At 46.1% G+C, this 22392-nt stretch carries 16 protein-coding genes; 4 read left to right on the top strand and 12 right to left on the bottom strand.

All coding sequences use genetic code 11. The features are described 5' to 3' along the window. The first annotated feature begins 20 nt into the window (after positions 1–20). Positions 21–950: a LysR family transcriptional regulator gene (locus BCU34_RS17305; RefSeq protein WP_004732134.1), complete on the top strand. Its 930-nt coding sequence runs from the start codon at positions 21–23 to the stop codon at positions 948–950. Positions 951–1105: 155 nt separating this feature from the next. Here the strand turns inward: BCU34_RS17305 and BCU34_RS17310 are convergent, their stop codons facing one another. The 5 genes from BCU34_RS17310 to dsrO all read right to left on the bottom strand — a co-directional run bounded on the left by BCU34_RS17310 (position 1106) and on the right by dsrO (position 8360). Next, positions 1106–2167: a c-type cytochrome gene (locus BCU34_RS17310; protein ID WP_102478686.1), complete on the bottom strand. Its 1062-nt coding sequence runs from the start codon at positions 2165–2167 to the stop codon at positions 1106–1108. Between the two features lie 9 nt (positions 2168–2176). Next, positions 2177–2818: a c-type cytochrome gene (locus BCU34_RS17315; protein ID WP_048660998.1), complete on the bottom strand. Its 642-nt coding sequence runs from the start codon at positions 2816–2818 to the stop codon at positions 2177–2179. 453 nt (positions 2819–3271) lie between these two features. Next, entirely contained in the window at positions 3272–6364 is a 3093-nt protein-coding gene (locus tag BCU34_RS17320) for a tetrathionate reductase subunit A (RefSeq protein WP_102478687.1), read from the bottom strand. A gap of 14 nt (positions 6365–6378) precedes the next feature. Next, the gene (nrfD, locus tag BCU34_RS17325) at positions 6379–7527 is read right to left on the bottom strand and encodes an NrfD/PsrC family molybdoenzyme membrane anchor subunit (RefSeq protein ID WP_102478688.1); all 1149 of its coding nucleotides are present in this window, start codon (positions 7525–7527) and stop codon (positions 6379–6381) included. Then, positions 7524–8360, bottom strand: a complete 837-nt coding sequence (gene dsrO / locus BCU34_RS17330; protein WP_102279811.1) for a sulfate reduction electron transfer complex DsrMKJOP subunit DsrO — start codon at positions 8358–8360, stop codon at positions 7524–7526. The genes nrfD and dsrO overlap by 4 nt, the downstream gene beginning before the upstream one ends. 209 nt (positions 8361–8569) lie before the next feature. On the opposite strand from dsrO, the gene BCU34_RS17335 reads away from it, so the two are divergent. From BCU34_RS17335 to BCU34_RS17345, 3 genes are all read left to right on the top strand, one after another. After that, a complete protein-coding gene (locus BCU34_RS17335) occupies positions 8570–10432 on the top strand; it encodes a sensor histidine kinase (protein WP_102478689.1) in 1863 nt (620 codons plus the stop codon). Between the two features lie 11 nt (positions 10433–10443). Next, entirely contained in the window at positions 10444–11046 is a 603-nt protein-coding gene (locus BCU34_RS17340; RefSeq protein WP_048662442.1) for a response regulator transcription factor, read from the top strand. A 306-nt stretch (positions 11047–11352) separates the two neighbouring features. Further along, positions 11353–12564: a tetratricopeptide repeat protein gene (locus BCU34_RS17345; RefSeq protein WP_048661004.1), complete on the top strand. Its 1212-nt coding sequence runs from the start codon at positions 11353–11355 to the stop codon at positions 12562–12564. Between the two features lie 181 nt (positions 12565–12745). Here the strand turns inward: BCU34_RS17345 and sstT are convergent, their stop codons facing one another. From sstT to malT, 7 genes are all read right to left on the bottom strand, one after another. Next, entirely contained in the window at positions 12746–13960 is a 1215-nt protein-coding gene (gene sstT, locus BCU34_RS17350; RefSeq protein ID WP_048661005.1) for a serine/threonine transporter SstT, read from the bottom strand. A 389-nt stretch (positions 13961–14349) separates the two neighbouring features. Next, the gene (rsgA, locus tag BCU34_RS17355) at positions 14350–15414 is read right to left on the bottom strand and encodes a ribosome small subunit-dependent GTPase A (protein ID WP_102478690.1); all 1065 of its coding nucleotides are present in this window, start codon (positions 15412–15414) and stop codon (positions 14350–14352) included. A 525-nt stretch (positions 15415–15939) separates the two neighbouring features. Continuing rightward, positions 15940–16398, bottom strand: a complete 459-nt coding sequence (locus tag BCU34_RS17360) for a copper chaperone PCu(A)C (RefSeq protein WP_048661007.1) — start codon at positions 16396–16398, stop codon at positions 15940–15942. Positions 16399–16483: 85 nt separating this feature from the next. Further along, positions 16484–17080: an SCO family protein gene (locus BCU34_RS17365; protein WP_102478691.1), complete on the bottom strand. Its 597-nt coding sequence runs from the start codon at positions 17078–17080 to the stop codon at positions 16484–16486. Beyond that, positions 17077–17517 (bottom strand): hypothetical protein, encoded by a 441-nt coding sequence (locus BCU34_RS17370; RefSeq protein ID WP_048661009.1) that lies wholly within the window; start codon positions 17515–17517, stop codon positions 17077–17079. The genes BCU34_RS17365 and BCU34_RS17370 overlap by 4 nt, the downstream gene beginning before the upstream one ends. A gap of 196 nt (positions 17518–17713) precedes the next feature. Continuing rightward, positions 17714–18634 carry a DUF368 domain-containing protein gene (locus tag BCU34_RS17375; RefSeq protein ID WP_048662439.1) on the bottom strand — a complete coding sequence of 307 codons (921 nt, stop codon included), beginning with the start codon at positions 18632–18634 and terminating at the stop codon, positions 17714–17716. A 555-nt stretch (positions 18635–19189) separates the two neighbouring features. After that, positions 19190–21898 (bottom strand): HTH-type transcriptional regulator MalT, encoded by a 2709-nt coding sequence (gene malT, locus BCU34_RS17380; protein WP_048662438.1) that lies wholly within the window; start codon positions 21896–21898, stop codon positions 19190–19192. Positions 21899–22392: the final 494 nt, after the last annotated feature.

A 22392-nucleotide genomic window follows, 5' to 3' on the forward strand; every position in this document is an offset into this window, starting at 1 on the left:
TTTATTGCAGGAGAGGCGAAGTGCCCAATACTAATCAGTTGTTATTGTTCTTAGATGTGGTTCAACAAGGGTCGTTCACCAAAGCGGCAACCTTGCATGATATGGACAATTCATCACTCTCTAAACAGATAAAAAAGCTTGAGCAAGACTTAGGTGTTCAGTTGCTCAACCGCTCTACGCGCTCGTTCTCATTGACGTCGGCAGGGGAAGATATTTTAGCGCAAACCTATGTGCTGAAAGATACCATTAATCAGATCCAAGGCATTGCTGATTCATACCAGTCTGAACCCAAAGGTGTGTTACGAATTACATCTCCGATCTATTTTGGTCAGCAATACCTGCAACCTATCATCACTCAGTTTATGAGAAAGTACCCGGATGTTCAGATTGTCCTTTCACTGGACGATAAGATCGCCAATATCATCGCAGGCCAATTCGATATCGCCTTTCGCTTCAGCAAGCTTGTTGAATCGAATTTGATTGCGAAGAAGATTGCTGACAGTAACTTCATGTTGGTCGCGTCGAATGATTTTGTTAAGCAGCACGGTGAACCTAAGACACCACAAGATTTGCTAGCTTTGCCTGCGGTGATTTATACCAATGGCGATATGACGGTTGATCATCTGCGTATCAGTGAAGAGCCGCATGGCAATACTTTCCAAAGCCTGACGATTCGTGGCAACTATAAGGTGAGTGATGTTCGTACCATGGTGTCTTGTGTGAAAGATGGTCTAGGTTATGGCTTCCTTGATCAATCAAACCTGTATGCCTCAATGAAAGAACTTGGCTTGGTCACCTTGCTACCGGATTATCCGATTTCTACAATCGATACCGCGATTTATGCTGTCTATCCACACCGCAAACAGACCAAGCTGGTGAAAGAGTTCATCACTACGGTTCAAGACTATATTGGCTCTCCAACCATTTGGGAGAAGATGCAGCAAGGTTAGCTGCTTCTATGCCATATCAAATAAAAAAAGGAGCCAGAACTTCATACGAACTGGCTCCTTTTTACTCTCAGGCTATAACTGATTTACAATGTAAAGTGTAGCTATAGCTGGTGTGAACGGCTCTTTTCTCGAAAAGAGTCCCTCTTTAAGTGAAGCTAGTGATTATGAATCACTTCTTTGCCACTTGGATAAGCTTTTGTACCCAATACGTGGCCATCCACTTCTTTACCGTAGTAGCCCTGATGTTTGTGATAGCGTTCTGCATTATCAGCCACATCGCCCTTGTATCTCGGGTCTTGTGGGCGCTCATGGCTATTCACAAACGCGGCCACATCCCAAGCATCTTGAATCGAAAGCTGTTGGCTCTTTCCAAGCGGCATGTTTTCATAGATGAAGTAGGCAGCGGTGTTCACGCGGTGCATACCGGCGCCCCAGTTGAACGAATTCTCTCCCCAAAGTGGCGGTAGGTATGAGCGACCATCAGCTCCTTTAATTCCTTCACCATTTTGACCATGACAAGTTTGGCAGCTGGTTTGGTAAACCTTTTCACCACGCGCTATCGACGGCTCTTGTTCTGGGTTGGCAATCTTAGGGTAGCCACGACCTGCCAGCTTGCTGCGGTCATCAATTGGGTATTTGCTTAACAGCTCTTCAGGAAGAGGGAAGCTTTCCGCTTTACCACCGACTTGCAAATCTGCATCGCTGATCTCAGGAACTGGAGTGTCTTGCATGCCGTTTTTATCTAAGATGCCACCCATCGCCAACCAATATGAATAAGCCGTTAGCGCGACCATCTCTTTTGAGCCAACTGCTGGTGGCAAGCCATTCATTGAGTAAGTGAAACAACCTTGGATACGCTCTGCGTAGCTGTTTACCTTGTCGTTTTTCTTACGGTAAGCTGGGTAGGCCATGTAAGCTCCCCATAGAGGCGCTGCATTTGCCTTCATGCCCGCTTGCATGTGGCAGTTTACACAGTTTTGTTCATTGCCTACGAACGTCCCACGCATCTGCTGAGAATCGACAAACAGCGAGTAGCCCTGTTTGACCTTGTCACCAAATTCTCCGGCAGGAATATCAACCAAGTCGCGTGGCACCAGATACTTGTTATCTTGAGGCTTCTCGACAGCGGGCAGTTCGGTTTGGCGATCGGGCAACTCACCTTCGGCGTAAGCGATTCCAGAGGCAAGGGTTGCGGTAATTAAAAGTAATGTTTTCATGCGAGCCCTTTAGTATCGGAAAGATGCGAAGTAGTAAGACAGTTTTTTGATTTCATCGTCGGTTAACTTGCCTGCGATGTTGCCCATCATGTTCAAATCATCACCCTTACGAGTGCCGTTTTTCCAAGCGTTGAGCTGATTTTGAATGTAGTCGGCGTGCTGGCTCGCTAGGCGTGGAAATTTGTCTACACCCATACCACTTGGCCCATGACAGGTTGCACAAGCTGGAATGTTTCTATCCCAATCGCCTTGGAATACAAGCTTACGATAAGGATTATCAATATCAGCCTGTGAGCCGCGCTGTTCTAAATCGCTGAATTCGTATGACGGTAATGATGCAAAGTACTCTGCTACTTCACGACGAACGGTAGGATCAGACACACCATCCGCCATGCCCTTCATGATCGCGCTTTGACGCTCACCACTAGAGAATAGAACCAGTTGGTGTTCAAGGTAGTCAGCATTGAGCCCTGCTAGCATAGGGGCAATGTTGGGCATGCCTTTACCGTCAACTTGGTGGCATCCGCTACAGGTTTCTGCGGCTTCTGGCATTGGATTAGGCGCTGCTTGTGCAAAACCAGATAAAGAAAGGCTTCCCAGAGCTGCGATACAAAGCGTTAGTGTTTGAGTTTTAATTTTCAGCTTAGTCATGAGGCGTCGCTATTGGTTGTAGTGCACGCATTTTCGACATAATTGATTGTTCGCGCTATTGTGGATTTCCACATTAATTCACTTGGAACTTGAGATAAGCCTCACATTAATAACCTCAACCACCAGAATGGCATTGATGTGAATTTCGATAGGCGAATCAGGCTGCCGTTAACGAAATGCAAGGGAACTTCCATGTTCGCCTCGGTGTAACTGCTTGTTAAGGCTCTTTTATGGCACCGATCGTATAAGCATAGCTGCTTTATAGATCCGGGCTTAAAAAGTTGTGATGAAGAGAAGAAAAGAGAAGAAAAGAGAAGTGAAGAGTGTTTGGTTGTTGTGAATTGAATGCTGTCGATGTATTGACTGCTAAAAAAGCAGAGCAACCTCGAATGGCGAAGTTGCTCTGTTGTGTCCCTATTCCGGAATGACTAGGGATATATGTTGGATCACTGATTAGACTTTGTAGATCTTAGCCGGAAGCGCTTGTCTTGCTGCTGCTCCCACAACCCAATCTAACATCACGCCTTTGCCTTCTCTTGTCGGGTCAATCAAGCCTATATCATTGATGTTAACGCCATCGTTCGACTTCATCTTCAATGGTTGTTGTGTGTCACCAATCCAGTGTGCACGTTCACCGAGCTCTTTGTGTCCAAAGCCGTGTTCAAAGCCTAATGTGCCTTGTTTGATACCATCAATCACCATCGCCAACGCGTGTGTAGTTGAACTCGGTGTTTCAATGGCAAATATGTCGCCTGTTTTGATGCCAGCAGAAGAGGCGTCTTGCGGGTGAATGTAAACTGGGTTCACGCCTTTGATCGACTCCAAACGTGGTGACAAGTTAGATACTGCACTGTGAATGTTGGATTTAAAGTTGGTCAGAGTAAATGGCCACTCTTTGGTCGGGAATTGCTCTGCCAAAGGTGTGCCGTCTGCCAGCTTCTGTGGATACCATGTCGGGCAACCCATGTACTGTTCGCCACTGATGGTGTTGCGAGAGGTCCCCAGCTTTTCATTCCAGATAGCCAAAGGTTTGGTCCATTTGTATTTCATGGTTTCATTGGTGTAGGCATTGGTTGCGTCTTCGAAACGACCGCCACGCGCAAAGATATACGCCACTTTGAGCATCTCTTCTGGCTTAAGCGTTTTGTTCATCACAGGTACTAGGCGCTCTAGACCAGACCAAACGATATCTTCTGCATCTACATTAGGCACTCCGCCTTTAACGAACGCTAGATTAGCCGCAGAGCGCAGGTAGAAATCTTCCGCACTATTGATGCCGTGCCAGTTACCTTGACTGTCTTTAATTACGTTATCGCCAAAGCCACCCAAGCCAAGTGTTTTCGCCAGATCAATAAAGAAGTTCTCTAGGTTGATGGCACGTCCGTCCTGAGTGCGAGAAGTTTTAGGTTCAACAATCGGCCAACGAGCGGTGATCGCCTTAGTTGCAACGCCATGCCAAGGTGTTGCCATGCCCCAGCTTTCGTAGGTTACCGTGTCTGGCACTAGGTAATCTGATAGTGCTGTAGTTTCATTGATGAAGGCATCGATAGAGACGATCAAACCAAGCTGTTTTGGGTCCTTAAGCTTGTCGCCTAACAGGTTGTCTAAACCCGGTACGCCATAGAGTGGGTTCGCCATGTGGTTGATCCACGCTTTTGCGCGGTAAGGGTAGCCATCAATGGCTGCTGATAAATGCTCGGTTAAAAGCGGCGCTGAGATTGGGTACCACGGCGCGCGTGTCGGGTAAGGTGATTCACCTGCAGCAACGCGACGCTTGTATTCGCTGGTCTTGTGATATGGGAATTTGCTGCGAGACAAGAACACACCTTGAGGCTTAGTCTTACCCTTGAACTTGGTAAAGTCATAACGCGGGCCTGCAACAGAAGTTGGGTAGCCACCAGCTTTCGCCATCGCACCGCCTTTTGCATTGATGTTACCGATCAGCGCGTTCAGCATCAGAATAGAGAACGAGTTGTAGAAGCCGTTGGTGTGCATGTTGCCACCGTGAGTATCAACAACTGCTTTCGTTCCGTAGCTGGTGAAGCGTTTCGCTAGTGCAATAATTTGGTCTTGCGGGATTTCACACTGCTCACTGTAATAAGCAAGGTCGTATCTGAAGGCTTCTTCCTTCAATCTTTGTAGAGAAGACTTCACACGAACGGTTTGACCATCAATTTCTACGTCTTGATCGACGAACAGAGCCGCTTCATTCACCTGAATATGCGATGATAATAGTGACGTTGTCACATCTAGTGCGATAAATCCATCATCGTCAGACATCGGTTCGCCTGTTTCTAGCAAACCCACATCCGATGCGCGAAGCATACGCCCGTTTTGTGGGTGTGCTTCGTCACTGATTACAAGGTGTGAAGCATTACACCAATGCGTGGTGCCTGCTTTTTGCATCGCTTGCGCACTTGGGCGAGACAAGAAGTCGTGATTGTAGCGTTGGTTCTCGATGATCCATTGGATCATGCCCAGTACTAATGCTGAATCGGTGCCCGGTTTGATCGGTAGCCAGTTGTTGCGACCGCCCGCAGCAAGGCTTGAAGATCCTGCAGGAAGGCTTGGTGTCACTATGGTGTAGCTCAGTTTTCCGTTGGTACGAGCCTCAGCCAGTTGTCTTGCTTGGCGCTTAAACGGGTTACCCGCTTGAGCCGGAGACATACCGATGAAAAGAATGAACTCTGCGTTATTGAAGTCAGGCTTTAAGTGCGAGAATTTGTCTAGATCATTCATGATCGCACCTGAACCTGCACGGAACGCGTAGCCACAGTAAGAACCGTGATGGCCAAAGTTGCGAGTACCGTAGCTGTTAAATGCAAAACGCTTCAAGATGTCGTCACGGCCTTCATTACCGGCATTGGTCACAAGCAGTTGGTTGGCTTTTGGTCCGTATTCAGGGTTGTTCGGATCAAGTGGCGTTTCGATGTCGCGAATCGATCGTAAGCCTTCAACTTCACCTTCACCAAATAAGTCACCACCCTCGGTGATCTCAGAGATTAGTTGTTCGTAGCTGATTGGCTCCCACTTGCCTTCACCACGCTTACCAACGCGTTTGAGCGGTTGAGTGATTCGGTATGGGCTGTTTTGAATCTCTAACATGCCGTTACCGCGGGCGCAGGCTGTCGAGCGGTTATTGATACCTGATTCACCAGACAAACCAATGTAGGCGTCTTTTACAGGCGTTTTGAACGGGATCTGTTGGTCGCTTGATAGCGGGTGGTAAGGGTTGCCTGAGATGCGCAAAATCTCGTCATTGCGATTATCGATACGCACACGTAAGCCACACAATGTCCAGCAGCCAAAACACATTGATGGTGCAACGCGTTGGTTTGGATTCGGCGAAATCTTACCTTGCTCATCGACACTGTATTCCGTCTCGAGCGAGTTACCGTGATGGATGTGATTGGTTTTCTTGCCCGCGGTGCCATCGATAGCACCGTGAACCATGTGCTTTGTAGTTGTCGCATAACCTGCAGCAAAAGCTCCAACACCACCGGCAGCAAGGCCTGTTTTCAAAAATTGACGACGTTTGTTATCCATGATGATTCCTCAGACTACAAGCTATGTGAGCGGTTAAGTGGTGACGGTGTGTTTGGGTTTGGCTTAGATTCTGTCTTTTGTGCAGAGCCAGTTGTTCTTTTAGATCCAGTAGACACGATTTCAGAAGCGAACAGCGCAAGCGCTAACCAAAGGCCGCACATACCAATAATGCCAAGTAGCCCAGCGCTCCCCATCGGCAGTTCATAAGGGAATGGGCCTACATCAAAACGTGGAATGGTTTGAACTTCCATCATGGTGACCCAGCGTACCGCCCATGCTGAAATCATGGTCGCAAGTGCTACACAGATAATTCCTAGCTTGCTTTGCGATAAGCGTTGTAGGGGGAGAACTAAGATCATACACAGCAAAATGCTGGTGGTCATGATGCCTAGATTGATTCCCCAAGCGTTGTTCTCATAGAGATTGAAGTGACCATGGTTAGATGCCCAAATCGACGTAAGAATGATGGCAAGGCCACCTGTCAAGGTAATGGTTCTTTGTATCAGAGCTAGGTCTGTTGGTTTTAAGCTTGGTTTACTTGAAGGCAGCAGAGCCCAAATCAACAGCGTTAAACCCGTTGCAGCAAAGAATGCGGTCGTGAACCAAAGTAGTGGAGAAGCCGGTTGATGCCAAAGCGGTCGGCTCGCCAAAATTGCTATCTCTGCGCCTGTATAAAGCGCGATGCTTAGGCCCGAAATAGCCGTCACAGCAGCGAGCGTAATCATCAGCTTTGACGATATTTGCCATTGACCTAGCGTCAGCCAAGCCAAACGTTTTAGAAGTGGGTTTTCACTTTCCTTAAGCTGTGCGATGTCATCACGCAGGTAAACCCAAGCTGTCGCAACAGCCAGACCAGAGAACAAAGGTAGGAATAGAGAGCCTAATGACATCCATGACCAAGGCGTGATGTGAGCGTAGAAGTGCCAAGCACGTCCCGGTTGGTGTAAATCACCGGTTAATGCTGATGGCCCAACAATCGCGCCGATGGCCATCACAAGCACAAGGGCAGAACGGAATTGATGGCTGGTTGAGTTTTTGAATACAAGTGAAATCAAGAACAGAATAGCCGCTGCGTAAGCTGAACCAATGTAGAAGAAATATTGAACCGCCCACGGTAGCCAAGCGATCTCTTGAGCGGGGACTAACACCTCAGTGATATTCATGCTGTCTCTCCTTGTTTGCCTTGTGTCGCGATTGCCAATTCTTGTTTGCTAGAGGATGAGTTATCGATGGCGGCTGGATCATAAATCGCAGGTTGGCCTTCAATGTGGCTAACGAATCGCTCGTTCATGCCGATATAAAAAACATGGGGGTTGGTATTCTGCTCAGGCTTAAGCACCTTGATGTCGTCTTGGTTTTCATTGAGCAGACGGTTGATCTCGCTGTTTGGATCTTTAAGGTCACCGATGACACGCGCGCCACCGACACAAGTTTCTACACAAGCGGGCAGCAACCCATCTTCAAGGCGGTGTGCACAGAAGGTACATTTGTCGGCGGTAAGCGTGTCGTTGTTAATAAAACGAGCATCGTAAGGACAAGCTTGAACACAGTAAGCACAGGCTACGCAGCGTTCGTTGTCGACCATCACTATCCCATCTTCACGCTGGAAGGTCGCTTGAACAGGACAAACCTTGATGCAGGGTGCGTTGTCACAGTGATTACATAGGCGAGGTAACATGAATGATTTCACGTCTTGTTGAGCAGTCGAACCATCATCAAGGGAGACTTCATACTGTTTTACGGTGGTTCTGAACTGGCCGATTGGCGCTTGGTTTTCAACGCTGCAGCCAACAGTGCATGCCTGACAACCAACGCATTTACGTAAATCAATCGCCATCGCGTAGCGCTTGCCTACTTCGCCTTTGCGGTCAGGCTGGTTGTTATTGCGAATGGCTGTGCTCGCGACTGCGGTGTTGATTCCGGTAATGGGAATGAGCGCAGCGCCGGCGGAAACTTTACCGAATTGGCTGAGAAACCGTCTTTTCAATGAGTCCATAGAGGTACCTATAAATGGGTATTCGATCTGTTAGGCTCATTGTCAGTTTTTGACTGTTAACGGGGTATTGTGGATTTCCACATACCCAGATCAAAGTTGATCTAGAACAAATGTGGTTTTCGCTATCTAGCTGTTATGCTTTGTTTAAAAGCGTTTTAACGCATTGAGAAATCATTGAATAGGTAATCCGATTGAATAAAGAGATGTCCGTGACTGCTCGCAACCTCATCACATTCATCAGTATCTGCTGGCTGAGCTTAAGCGTAGGTGTTTGTGTCGCTGGTCAAACGGAACCTGTTTCAGTAGCGACAAATACGATTGAACCAGACCAGACGATTGAAGTGGGTGTTTTAGCCATCAGGGGTAAACTTGCAGCGCAACAACGTTGGCAACCAACAATGGACTGGTTGTCTGAGCGTATCCCGGGTAAACATTTTGTTCTCAAGCCTTTCAACTTGGAAGAGATGGCGGAAGCGGTAAAGAAGGTCGAGGTCGATTTTGTTGTCACTAATCCAGGTCAGGCGGTTCGCTTAGGGCGTCAGTATGACCTCTCTTGGATGGTGACCATGACTAGCCACAACTACAACGATCAAGGTGTGAGCAGCACGCGCAGTATCGGTTCGGCATTGGTGGTCAGAAGAATGTCCCCCTATATCTCGTTTGAACAGCTCGTCGGAAAACCAATTGCTGCGGTTTCTGAAAATGCGTTTGGCGGGTACCTCACCATGCGCTATCAAGTGATGCAGGAAGGGCTGAACCCCAACCAATTTTTCTCTAATACTCATTTCTTGGGCTTCCCGATTGATGCGAGTCTGTATCAGCTGCGAGATGGTCACATTGAAGCGGCAGTCGTCCCAGCCTGTTTGGTTGAAAACATGATCAGTGAAGGCTTGCTGGTGGCTGAACAATATCGTGTTATTGGCAACCAAGCACCGGAAGGGTTCCGATGCCAAGTGTCTACACCTCTGTATTCCAACTGGTCATTTGCCAAAACAGAGCGAGCCTCTTCAGCACTGGCTAAGCAAATGAGTCAGGTACTATTTGCGATGCCAAAAAACAGTGGGCCAGCGATTGCGGCGAATGCTTCCGGCTGGACATCACCCACAAGCTTATTGCCGATCGACAAGCTTTATCAGCAACTCGATATGCACCCACTACAACAACCTTGGTGGAAAGAAGCGTTAATCTGGCTGAAGTACAATCAGCAATGGGCATGGGCGTTTTTCTTGTTAGTCGTGTTCTTGAATGCTTACCACTTTTGGCTTGAGTACAAGTTCAGTCGCAGCAAAAAGCAGTTAGAAGCGACACTTAACAAGCTAAAGAGTAAGAGTGAACAGCTAGAGCATTCTCAACGCATCGCCGTCGTGGGTGAGTTGGGGAGCAGTCTAGCGCATGAGATCAATCAACCTTTGGCGGCGATTCGTAACTACAGCGAAGGCGGTTTATTACGGATTTCGAAGAACAAGCCACTCACCGATATTGAACCTGTCTTTGAGAAGATCCAATCGCAAGTGGATCGAGCAGACGCGATCATTCGGCGCCTAAGAAACATGATAAAGAAACGCTCATCAGAGAAGTCGCAGACTGACATCGAGCAGTTACTATCAGACACTATTGAATTGCTACAGTTCCGTTTACAACAGCACCAGATTACCGTTGAGCGTTACGTCGTAGGTAAGCCCATGGAGATGCATGTTGATTCGGTGGGGCTACAACAAGTGATTGTAAACCTGATCAACAATGCGACCGATGCGTGTAACGCCCAACAGCAGCGCGCGATGTCTGATATTGCTAACAAAAACTACGAGCCAGCGACAATTAAAGTGATTACCGAGTATCAACCCGATAAAATGATGTTGTCAGTTATCGATAATGGCACGGGATTAGATTTTACCGAGCATCAAGTGACTCAAGCTTTTGTGAGCAGCAAAGAAAACGGCTTGGGTCTAGGGCTTGCGATATGCCAAGACGTGATTGAAGACCACCGTGGTCAAATGAGCATTACGTCTCTCACTCCACATGGTTGTCATGTCGCGGTGACTTTACCTTTCTCTCTTTCAAATGATTCATGAGGAATCTTGTTATGTCTGAACTTCATCAAACGTTGCCGGTCTATGTGGTTGATGACGATGAGTCAATGCGTGATTCATTGGTGTTCTTACTGGAAGAGCATGATTTTACCGTATCAGCTTATGAAGATGGACCAAGCTTTTTGAATTCAGTGGATTTGAGTGCGCCGGGTTGCGTGGTATTAGACAGCCGAATGCCAGAGATGAGAGGGCAGCAAGTTCATGATCTGATGGTGAAAGCGCAGAGCCCGTTATCGGTTATCTATCTCACAGGGCATGGCGATGTGCCAATGGCCGTGGAAGCTCTGCAAGCCGGTGCGGTGAATTTTTTCCAAAAGCCAGTTAAAGGCAGTGAGTTGGCTGAGGCAATCAAACAAGGTTTGGACGCTTCTGAAAAACACTTACACCTGAACGTGTATCGCCAAGCGTACGCGTCGTTAACCGAGCGTGAGATAGACATCCTCAAACAAATTATCGACGGTAAGCGTAACCAGAAAATTGCCGATGAATTGTGCATTGCAATGAGAACTGTGGAAGTACACCGAGCGAGTTTGATGAAGAAGTTTTCTGCGAAAACAGTTGCTGAGTTAGCATACATTTATGGGCAGCTCACCTAACCATAGATGTAAGGTATTAGGGATGGGGAATCATTACTTTTACCACTGATTTTCTGATGACAGGTGGTCTTCATAAGTAATCGATATTGAAGCAAGATCACACCATTTATGGAGTACATAAGGATGGGTCTTAGGAGACTTTTTATCGCTATGTATTCCTGAGATACTGAACTAAGTTCATTTTAGGGCGGAACGTTTTAATAACGGCGCGTTTCCCTGTAATTCGAAACATTCACTATAGGTTGATAACTCCTCGACACCGAGGCTGATATCAGCCGAGTTAGGTTAAAATATTTTATGAGTACAATGGGAATCGCAATTGGTGCGACGGCTCTTTCGTTAATACTTGTCGCCGTGTGGCTGATCTCTTTATCGCTAAGAAAGCAGCGCTTGGAACAAGAACGTAAGGCTCGTGCTGTCGCTTACCGCAAAGCGATTGAAAAAGCGCGCATACAAGAGCAAAAAGAGCGTCACTTCAAAGCCGAAACCGGGCATGTACCGTCGATTCTGTACTTGGCGAAAGAAGCTGAACGTAACAATATTAAGGAAGCTCTGTATTGGTACGACAAAGCGGCGCAACTCGATAATATCAATGGCATGTACGGCATTGTACGCCTAAGCATGAAGCGCAAAGAAGACCTGATTTTAAGAGAGAAAGCCAACTTTTGGCAGCTAGCAATCTCTGCTTTAGACAATGACGTATCGGCGAAATTCGAGATGGGTAAAGCGCTCGTCTTTGGTCGTGGAACCGATAAGAACATCCCTAAAGGCTACACCTATATCGAAGAGTCTGCGGCTGGTGGTAATACCGAAGCTATGCTGTTTATCGGTGACTGGTGTCTCGATAAAGAAAACCCAGACTACTCTGCCGAAAGTTCGGTCGAGTGGTACCAAAAGGCCGCTGAAAAAAATAACCTAGACGGTAAGATTAAACTTGGTATGAGTTATTTGAACGGTGTGGGTGTTGAGCCTAACCATGGTGAGGCTGTTTACTGGTTTGAAACGGCCGCAGAAAAGAACAGTGCAGAAGCGATGTTTAGAGCTGGTGAGGCTTGGATCGACCATGGTGAACATGGCAACGCTATCGCGTATATCTGGCTATTTCTATCGGCCCACTTTGGTTACTCAGAAGCGAAGCATTTGCGGGATAAAGTAGGCGGGGAGCTTGGTGTGGATGCAGTCGTGGGCTTACAGGCTCTGACTAAGCCGATAATGACCAAGCTGACCCAAGAAGCAATAACTAAGCATTCGATTATTAAGGCGCTTAACAAGCTCTACAAACGCAATGTACCTGTTCCGAAGAAAGTGAAAGAAGTGCTCGATGAAGAAGGGAATGAGTTGAATGTAGAGGCGAGTCACATAGAGACTCAAGTGCCGGGTGCTCAAGAGGCTAATGTTGATTACAGCCAACAGGTAAACACCGAGCAGGCTGTAACAGATAAACCAGCGAGTCAGAATAGTGGCTCTTTAGACTTCAGTCAGTCTGCTGTTGAGTCTAACTGGAATCGAAATCAGTAAGTAGCGCTCATTAGCTGTGTTCGATTATCGATGGAGCAACTTGCGATTAGTCGACAATAGTTTTAGCTCTAATCGAGAAACTCAAGACAATAAAAAGGGAAGCTGATGCTTCCCTTTTTTTATGTGCTATTTGCTTTTAGAGCTTAGAGCTTAGAGCTGAAGCCGAATAGCTAGGAGCCGATTAAGCTTTGTTTTGTTCAGCTTTACATACAGCCGCAGTGAAGACTACGTCAGTTGAGCTGTTAAGCGCTGTTTCAGCTGAATCTTGAATCACACCAATGATGAAACCAACCGCTACAACCTGCATTGCTACATCGTTTGAGATGCCGAATAGGCCACAAGCTAGAGGAATCAGTAGTAGTGAACCACCGGCAACGCCTGAAGCGCCACATGCAGATACTGCAGCAACAAGGCTTAGTAGGATAGCAGTGAAGATATCAATCTCAATACCCATTGTGTGTACAGCTGCAAGCGTTAACACAGTGATGGTGATTGCAGCACCCGCCATGTTGATCGTTGCGCCTAGTGGGATAGATACAGAGTAAGTATCTTCGTCTAGGTTTAGTTTCTTACAAAGGTTCATGTTCACTGGGATGTTTGCAGCACTTGAACGAGTGAAGAATGCCGTTACACCAGATTCACGAATACATTGCAGTACTAGTGGGTATGGGTTCTGTTTTGTCTTTGCAAATACAAGCAATGGGTTAACCACAAGAGCAATGATCAGCATTGAGCTTAGTAGAACCGCTAGTAATTGACCGTAACTTGCTAGTGCATCGAAGCCCGTTGTTGCAAATGTTGTCGAAACAAGACCGAAGATACCGAATGGCGCAAGACGAATAATGAAGCGAACAATGTGTGAAACACTGTGGCTAAGGTCTTCGAAAACCGCTTTGGTTGTTGCAGATGCGTGGTGCAGTGCAAGACCTAGGCCGATTGCCCAAGCAAGAATACCGATGTAGTTCGCGTTCATTAGCGCGCTAACTGGATTATCTACAAGCTTGAATAGAAGAGTATGAAGAACCTCAGCAATACCTTGAGGAGGGTTAGCACCTTCAGCGCCAGCAACCAGTGTCAAAGTGGTTGGGAACATGAAGCTCAGTACTACAGCAGTAAGTGCCGCTGAGAACGTACCAATCAGGTAAAGCACAATGATTGGACGCATATGGGTATGCTGACCTTTCTTTTGGTTTGCGATAGAAGCTGCAACAAGAATGAATACTAAAATTGGGGCAACAGCTTTCAGAGCACCAACAAACAGACTACCTAGTAGGCCTGCATCTTGAGCTGCTGAAGGAGAAACCATGGCGAGAACGACACCGAAAACAATACCAGCAAGGATCTGTAGAACGAGATTTCCACGAGCGATGCGGGCGAGCATGTTGTGATTTTGCATAAAATACCTGCAATTGTTAATTTATTATAGTGATGTATCTTTTTATAAAGTTGTACCAAATCCGACTATACACTAGTGGAATGGGCGGTCATATTAGCGGGATCTTAGCGGGTGTCTAGGAATAGTTTACTTTTAGGGTGATTGTTTGCACTACGTGGTGTTTTTAGAGCTAAATGTTAAATAATTGTATTTCAATTGAGCTATAAATCTGCAGAACTGCATTTATTAGACCTAATATACTGTAAATTTGGAAATGTAAATACTTATAGATAAGAACATTGTGTGCATAAATAGTCGATTTACTACTAAATTGAAACAAAAGCCCCACGTGTTTAACACCGTGGGGCTTAATCGTTTAAATAAAGCGTATTTTGATTCACCGGATTGGTTTAGTCAGTCGCTTTTTTAATGTTTCGGCTTTCTGACTGTACGGTTTTGTACATCTTGGAAAGCTGTTTGCTGTTCGCGCGTTGCTCTGCCAATGAGGCGCCATTTCTGGCTTGCTCTCTCAATAACTTTTGATAGTTAGTAAATCGTCTTTCAGACAAATCACCATCCTCAATGGCTTTGCGTATCTTGCATCCCGGCTCGGATTCATGATGACAATCAGAGAAGCGACAATGCATGGCTAACTCTTCGACATCAGAAAAGGTTTCACTCACGCCTTCAGCGCAGTCTGCAAGTTGTAGCTCTCGCATTCCTGGAGTATCGAGTAGTAAACCACCCGATGTTAGCAAGTGGAGCGACCGTGATGTGGTTGTGTGACGGCCTTTACTGTCGTGGCGCCGAATGCCACCCGTAGCTTGTTGAGTTTCACCGAGCAATGAGTTTACTAGCGTAGATTTGCCCACACCGGATGAACCCATCAAAGCGACGGTTTTGCCTGTTTTACACCAAGGTGACAATACTTGAGTTGATTCTTGGTCTAAGCTGTTCACCGCTTCGATCATCAGCATAGAATCTAAGCTTTGCACTTGTTGTACTTTGTCTTGGTAGTCGTCACACAAGTCTTTCTTGGTGAGTACGATAACCGATTCAACCTGTGCTTCATTAGCGAGCGCTAGGTAGCGTTCGATACGGCTTAGGTTAAAGTCGTTATTTAACGAAACCACGATAAAAACCGTGTCGATGTTGGCCGAGATATATTGTTCTGCGACGCGACTGCCCGCTGCTTTGCGGCTGAAGAGTGATTGACGTTCTAGCAAGCGGTCGAATTGCAGTTCAGAGTTCAAGATTACCCAGTCGCCAACCGTCATTGCGGGTTGGTTTTGATTAATAGGTAGAACGATTTCGCCTTGTTCCGACGCCAGTGTATAGCCGCTGCGATGGTGCGCGGTAATACGAGCAATGACGGATTGGTCATAGTCTTCGAGTGTCAGTTGTTGTTGAAATACAGGTTGCCATCCAAGTTGTTGAAGTGACATTGGATGAGAAAATGCGTGTTGTGAATTCATGTTTATTTACCCAGACGTGCGAGCTTTCTTTTCTTGTGAGAGTATTAAAGTCTTATCAGTGCATTAAAGTCTTATGAGAGCATTAACATCTTGTGAGATCTCAGGTTATTGACGAGATCAACAAGTGTTGATGAAACCAAAAAGCGTTGATGAGTTCAAAAGCGTCGAGACGTCAAAAATGTTTTGAGCTTGGGTCGAATTCAAATAGATAGGACCCCGGATTTAGTCATGCGTTATTGAGCATGCAGGTATCGATCACTTATAGATCAATAGTAAACCGGGTAAAAGTGTGCGGTAGCCAGTAGATGGCTTGATGTTGGTCGTTCTAGATAAAAGTTTGCTTAACCAAACAAATTAACGCGTTACTTTTACTGCCAGTTTTAGTGTTTTCATTACAATCATCTTCTATTCTCCTTGGTTACTAATGTGTTCAGGCTTTGAATAAAAAGCGAGTTCAGTTTAGCAAAAAGCCACGATGGCGAGAAGTCATCGTGGCTTAATTTAGTTCATTGATTGTGAATCCGATTAGTGATGATCGTGATTCATCTTTTTCATGCCGCTCATTACTTTCTTAACTGGCGCTTCAAAGGTTTGCGTTTCACCGTTAGCGAAAGTCAGAGTCATCTCGATTTGCTCACCTTCTTTTAGACCATCTTTTAGGTCGAATAACATAATGTGCAGGCTGCCAGGCTTAAGTACCGCTTCACCATTCGCAGGGATTGTGATCTGTTGAACTTGGCGCATCTTCATTACGTCGCCATCAACGATAACATCATGAAGCTCTACCTTGCCTGCTGCGGGTGTAGTTGCAGAAACAATAGCGCGATCTTTATCGCTGTGGTTCATCAGGGTCGTGAATACTGCGCTGTTCACTGCTGAAGGTGGTGTCGCACGAGCGTACGCGTCATGAACCATGATGTCGCTTTTTGCATGAGCAAGAGGAGTGAGCAATAAGCCTGCTAGAGCAAGTGCTTTTAACTTCATGTTGTTGTCCTTATTGTTTTATGTTTTGGTCTGGGACCTGACTTTATGTTTGAACTTTATTCGTTAAGTTCTTTGTTTTTACGTTTTACTGCGTCAGCTTGTTGATAGCTTCAACAATTGGCGCAGGCGTCAACGTGTGCGGTACTTTAGTAATTAAGGTACCGTTGGGCTTTAAAAAGTAGAAATATGAGCTGTGGTCAAGTGTGTACTCCAGCTCTGAACCTTCAAGCTGTGTCTTTCTGAAAATAACACCGTATTTATGTGCCAAATTAGTGGTTACATCCAGTGGACCACTCATACCTTCAATCATTGGGTTGAAGTACTGCGCGTATTCGTATGAAGCTTCCGCGGCATCGCGCTCAGGGTCAAGAGAGACAAACATCGGGCGAATCTTCGCTTTTGCTTCGTCAGAGACTTGGTTAAGTGCACCAGCTAACATTGCTAGTGAGGTAGGGCAGACATCTGGGCAACGTGTGAAACCGAAGTAAACGATACGAATTCTGTCGTCGGTTTCGTCAAAGATTTCCGTTGGCTGGTTATCTTTACCAAAAAGGGTTGTTGCGGAGAATTCTTGCTTTGCAGCGTGCTGTTCTTGAGCTTCGTTTTGCCCATCAAGGTAGCTTTTGACACCAAAGCCAAGTACAAACGCTACCACTAATGCTAACGACCAATTCTTACTCATCGTGCCATCCTTATTGCAGGGTTTACGGTTTCAACACCATCGGTGAGTTCGCCAAGCCAAGTCATTTTATCCATGGTACACACAGGTAAAATTACATCACCTTCATAGGTATTGTTACCAATATTCTTTAATTGAAAACGTGCTGAGCCCATTTCCATTTCTAAGCCAGTGAGTGACAGCATTAATGTTTCAGATGCTGCGCCTTCCCAAACGACTTTGATTTTAGTCGGAACCAGAGGCTGTGCCGTCTCATGTTCAAGCGTCATAGCAACGGTGTCTTGCTCACACGATGTTGTTGAAAGCATGCAGTAGTCATCTAAGTTGACGTCAGGAGAGTGGCTCTCTACTACCGTTTTAAATTGCTCAACTGCCTGTGGTCCATAAAAGCCAGCGACCAGAGCAATACCAAGCGCAGCAACCTTTAATGCTGGATGCATGTCGTGTTCCAATTTGATTTTATAAGAACGGCGATGGTATCACACCACTCAATACGTGCTTGTATCAAAAAGCAATTTTGTGCGTAGGTAGATATAAAAAAGCGAAGCCAGTAGCTTCGCTTTGATTCAATTTACAAGGTGCATCGCTATCTAAGCTCGGCACCCTACATGCTAACTTGTGCACGATTGTTAGAGATTAGTCAGCATTGCGCTCAGCAAACTTTTCTAACCCCAGCACTAGCGCGATGGCCACCAACATCATGATCACCGATAAAGTGAGTTGAGAAGGTTGAGAAGTTACCGCTTCGAAATTGAACGGAGATAGGTTCTCTTGAATCAGCGGTACTTGCTCACCTTTCGAGTTGATGCGCCAGCTGATGGTCTCTTTCCACGGCCAGATTTTAGGCAGCGTACCGATCATCAAGCCTGTTAAGAATACTAATGTGAAATCGCGGAATGAGCGCAGTAGCCAAGAGAGTACGTGTGAGAAAGTCAGTAGACCAATCACACAACCACCTAGGAATAGGGCAAGTACATCGATTTGAAACGATTTAACAGCGCCAAGTACCGGGCCATACATGCCAATCAGTAACAGAATAAAGCTGCCTGAAATACCCGGTAAAATCATCGCGCAGATCGCAATCGCACCCGCAATCAAGATGTTGATGCTGGTTGGTTCCATCTGCAATGGCTTAAGCACGGTAATGCTATAAGCGAAGGCAACACCAAGCAGTAAAAAGACGAATCGAATCATATCGCGCTTTTCTACTTGCTTAAGAATATGGAAAACCGACACCAAGATCAGACCAAAGAAGAAAGACCATAGTGGAACAGGGTGCATGACTAATAACCAAGAAATCAGTTTGGCGAATGTTGCAATGCTGGTGAACACGCCCGCGAACAGTGAAATCAGGAAGAAACCGTTGATGTGGTTAAACGCAGCTTTGAAGCCTTCGCGTTTCCATAAGCCAAGTACACTAGGGTTAATTCTGCGAATGCTTTCTAGCAGCGTATCGTAGATACCGGTGATGAATGCGATGGTTCCGCCCGACACGCCAGGGACAACATCGGCAGCGCCCATTGCCATGCCTTTGAAAAAAGTACTTAAGTAGTTCATTGCTTCATAGAGTTGAGGATGATTTTGTGCAGTATACAAACTTTAGTGTAAAAAAAGTATGAATATGCTACTGGGTCGATGCTTTTATTACCTCTTTAATTGTAAGGTGATAAGTTGAAGTGAACTTTGGTCTAATATTTAAAATACAACCACTTAGTGATTTGTCATTAAGAGTATCTGTGAAACTGGTCTCTTATCGATATTGCATCTTGGTTGCATTATGCAAATGCACTTTGCAATTCGCATGTGAAAATCGCGGTTTTTATGCGATGCAGGGCTTATAAAACGCTAAATTAAAGTTGGCACGCTAACTGCATTGTATTAGTTGACCCTTCTTAAGCCGAGGGTCACCTAGCCAACTGACGTTGTTAGTGAACTTATGATTTGTTCACAAATATATAGAGCCAATCGCGATTATTGCGGTTGGCTATTTTTTTGCCTGTTGTTTGGCGATCTCTAGTTTTTATCGGTGACTTCCCATTCTCCAAGCGAAAAAAAAGCCAGCCACCATCGGTGACTAGCTTATGTTTTTCTCGAATCAATCTCGAACCCGTTTTAGTACCCCATCAACTGCAGCAAGTTCTCTGCTGTGCTTATCGCTTCTTTACGGTTAGCAATGTTGAGCTTTTGGTACAGATTACGGATGTGAGTCTTGATAGTGGTGCCTGCTACATCAAGCTCTTGAGCGATTTGCTCGTTACTGAAGCCGGAATAGATCAAGCCAAGTACTTGCCATTCACGCTGGGTGAGTGGGCTGGTACGCACCAGCTCAGGAATGTTCGGGTGATTAACCAGATTCTCTACAAAGTCTTCATCGAAGTGAACCGAGCGACTGCGTTGAGTTGTCGAGATATCTTTCATGATTTGTTGTGCTCGGTGACGTTCTAAATCACCCAAGCCTGGCTTGTTGCTCAACTTATCCAAGATATGCCCGATAGTACCACCGTCGACCAGGAAGTTACCGACCATACCGGTTTGGTTGGTCATGTGTAGGGCTTCTTCTAATAATACACGCGCACTGTCTTCATCGTTGATCTGGGTGCGTAATACCGCTTCAACGATCAAGTTTCTGTTGGTATCAGTAATCAGATGCGAACGCTGAGCTTCACTCTTTAAGAACGCCAAAGCTTCTTCTGCTTCTTCGTATTGCTCAAGGATGATGTGAGCACGCACGATGTTACGCCATTGAAGCTGACAGAAGTGGTTGCTTGCTGATTCAGGGCGAACAGCAACGCTCAACCAGTCACGGATTGCGTCTTTGTCGCCTTTCACTTGCCAGAATAAGATCAGAGACAGCGAGGCATTCGCAGTCCAATCTACGTGGTAAGTTGATTGACGTAACAAGTGCTGAATTTGGTCGATAAATTTCGACGCTTTATCTATCTCGCCGCGGCTCAATGAAATACGAGCCAACATAGAGTAGCTGTGCAGGTGTTTACTTGGAGAGTGGTGACCAAGGATATCTAACCCTTTGTAGCAACACTCTTCCGCTTCATCTAGTCGGTTCCAACACCAGAAGATCTGGGCGCGAACACGCAGCAAGAACTCATGCAAAGGCACGTATTGAAGCTGGTGCTCTTCAATCAATTTGAATGCACTGTCTTGTAGCTCAAATGCAGCTTGAACATAACCTTGAGCAATCAAGATTTCGCTTTGTTGCAGAATCGCCCACAGAGCCTGATGGTAAACCTGATACTGACGTGCCAGTTTTTCTGTTTGTTGCATCATCGGTAGCGCACGACTGAGGTTACCCATTACGTGATTCACTTCGCCAACAACCGAGGTTGCAACAATACGGCTACGATAAACAGTGGTGTTCAGTTGGCTCAACGAAAGCTCAGCCAGTTCTAACGCTTTTTCAGGTTCATTGCTGTTGATGGCAACTTGGGCGCGCAAGGCGTTGTATTGACCTTGCTGCTGAGTATCGAGTTCAATGTTTCGAGCTTGATATTGAGTCTCTGCCTCTTCCAACAAAGTACCCACTTGGTCATAACGGTGCTGACTTTGTGCAAGCCACGCGCGCAACATGGACAGTTTAGGCTCACTGTAAAGTTGATCCGTGGTTAGTTGCTTGATCGCCATCTCTAAAGATGAAAGCTCACCTTGGTTGAACATCGGCCAACCGTGTTCAGTCAGGATTTGAATGATCAGTTCTGGATCTTCAGCGCGCTGTGCGTGGCGTAGTGCTTGGTGTGGTGTGTTTTGCTTGATCCACGCTTTTGCCGCACTTCGATGCAGTTCTGCTTCCTGTTGAGGGATTCGAGCTTGACGCTCATGTGCGAGGAATTCACCAAATAAGTTATGGAAGCGATACCAGTTCTTTTCGCCTTCAAGTGGGTAGATGAACAAACCAAAACGGTTGAGTGATTCGATCATACCTAACGCATCTTCGCGCTGTGTAAGTGCACAAACAAGCTCATCGTTGAAGTGATCAAGCACAGAACATTGCATCAAGAATTGTCGGGTTTCTTTATCTAGCAGGTCGAATACTTCTTCAACCAAGTAGTCCCAAAGGTGGGCGTGGTTAAAGTGAGAAAACGACTCTGCGGATTGTGCAAGGGTGCGTTTTTGGTGCTGTGCTTGCAGCGCGATAAGTTGCAGAGCAGAAGGCCAACCCTCTACATAGTTACAGATACTGTCTGCGGTGATGTCATCAATGCCATCAGCAACACGTTGGTTGAAAAAACGTGTGGTTTCTTCGGTATCAAACGCCAACGAGTCATTACCCAATTCGATCATTAAATCACGAACGCGCAGGTTTGCTGTACCAAGTGGTGGTGTACCACGACTGGTTACAACTAGCGTTAGGTTGTCGGGCATGTGTTTAAGGAAGAAGCGCATTGCTTCGTGGATGTCGTCATTGTTGACCAAATGATAGTCATCCAACACTAGAAAACATTCGTGATGGAATTCCGACATTTCGGCGAACACTTCACTCAATAAAGAATGCAGCGATGAAAATTGTCGTTTTTCTGCTAGTTTTTGGGCATTCGGGCAGGCATTTTGAGTCGCTTTATTAAGCGATTGAAGTAGGTAGTTGATAAAGCGGAAGGCATCGTTGTCACTATCATCAATGCTGTACCAACCCACATTGGGTTTATCTACCAACCATTGTGCAGCCATGGTGGTTTTGCCGTAGCCCGCTGGAGAGCGGAACAACACAAGCTTATAGCAATCTGCGTTCTGAAGCAGATCGAGAACCCTAGGTCGTAGGATTGCATTATGTAAGCGGCCGGGACGAGTTAGTTTCGATGGGATCCACATGTCGAAGTTTTTCACCTATTCCGTGGCTATGTTCAGAATTATCCCAATCTATCGTTGAGTGCAATCCAATGACATTAGCCTAATTACTTAAGTCTTCGCTCATATTACGTGAAGCAAAACGGCACCGACTATGATCCTCCTCAGAAACCTTGCGCTTCTGCATGTTTTTGGGTGTCTACGCCCTTTATTTGAGACTTTGCTCACGTTGTTGGTTGGTTCGTGAATGTGACTTTGTTCTTCCCTACACGGGAATCTATGCAAAGGATGAGAGCTAGAAATTATTTTCGTGATCTGAAACTCAGATTTGATAATGACTGTAATCCGGTTAAATAAAAGTCACATCAATTGAAGTTAAGTTATCGAACGGGAGCTTGTGATCTTAGTCACTCCAACTTTTTGTTCGAAGTCAGAACATGAGAGTCAGATCACTAACCCTAAGTCGGTACGCCCCCTACGCCCTCCCATCTACTCCTAGTCAGTCGCGTTAGCGGGAG

The organism is Vibrio sp. 10N.286.45.E10, from assembly GCF_002874195.2.
GTDB lineage: Bacteria > Pseudomonadota > Gammaproteobacteria > Enterobacterales > Vibrionaceae > Vibrio > Vibrio crassostreae.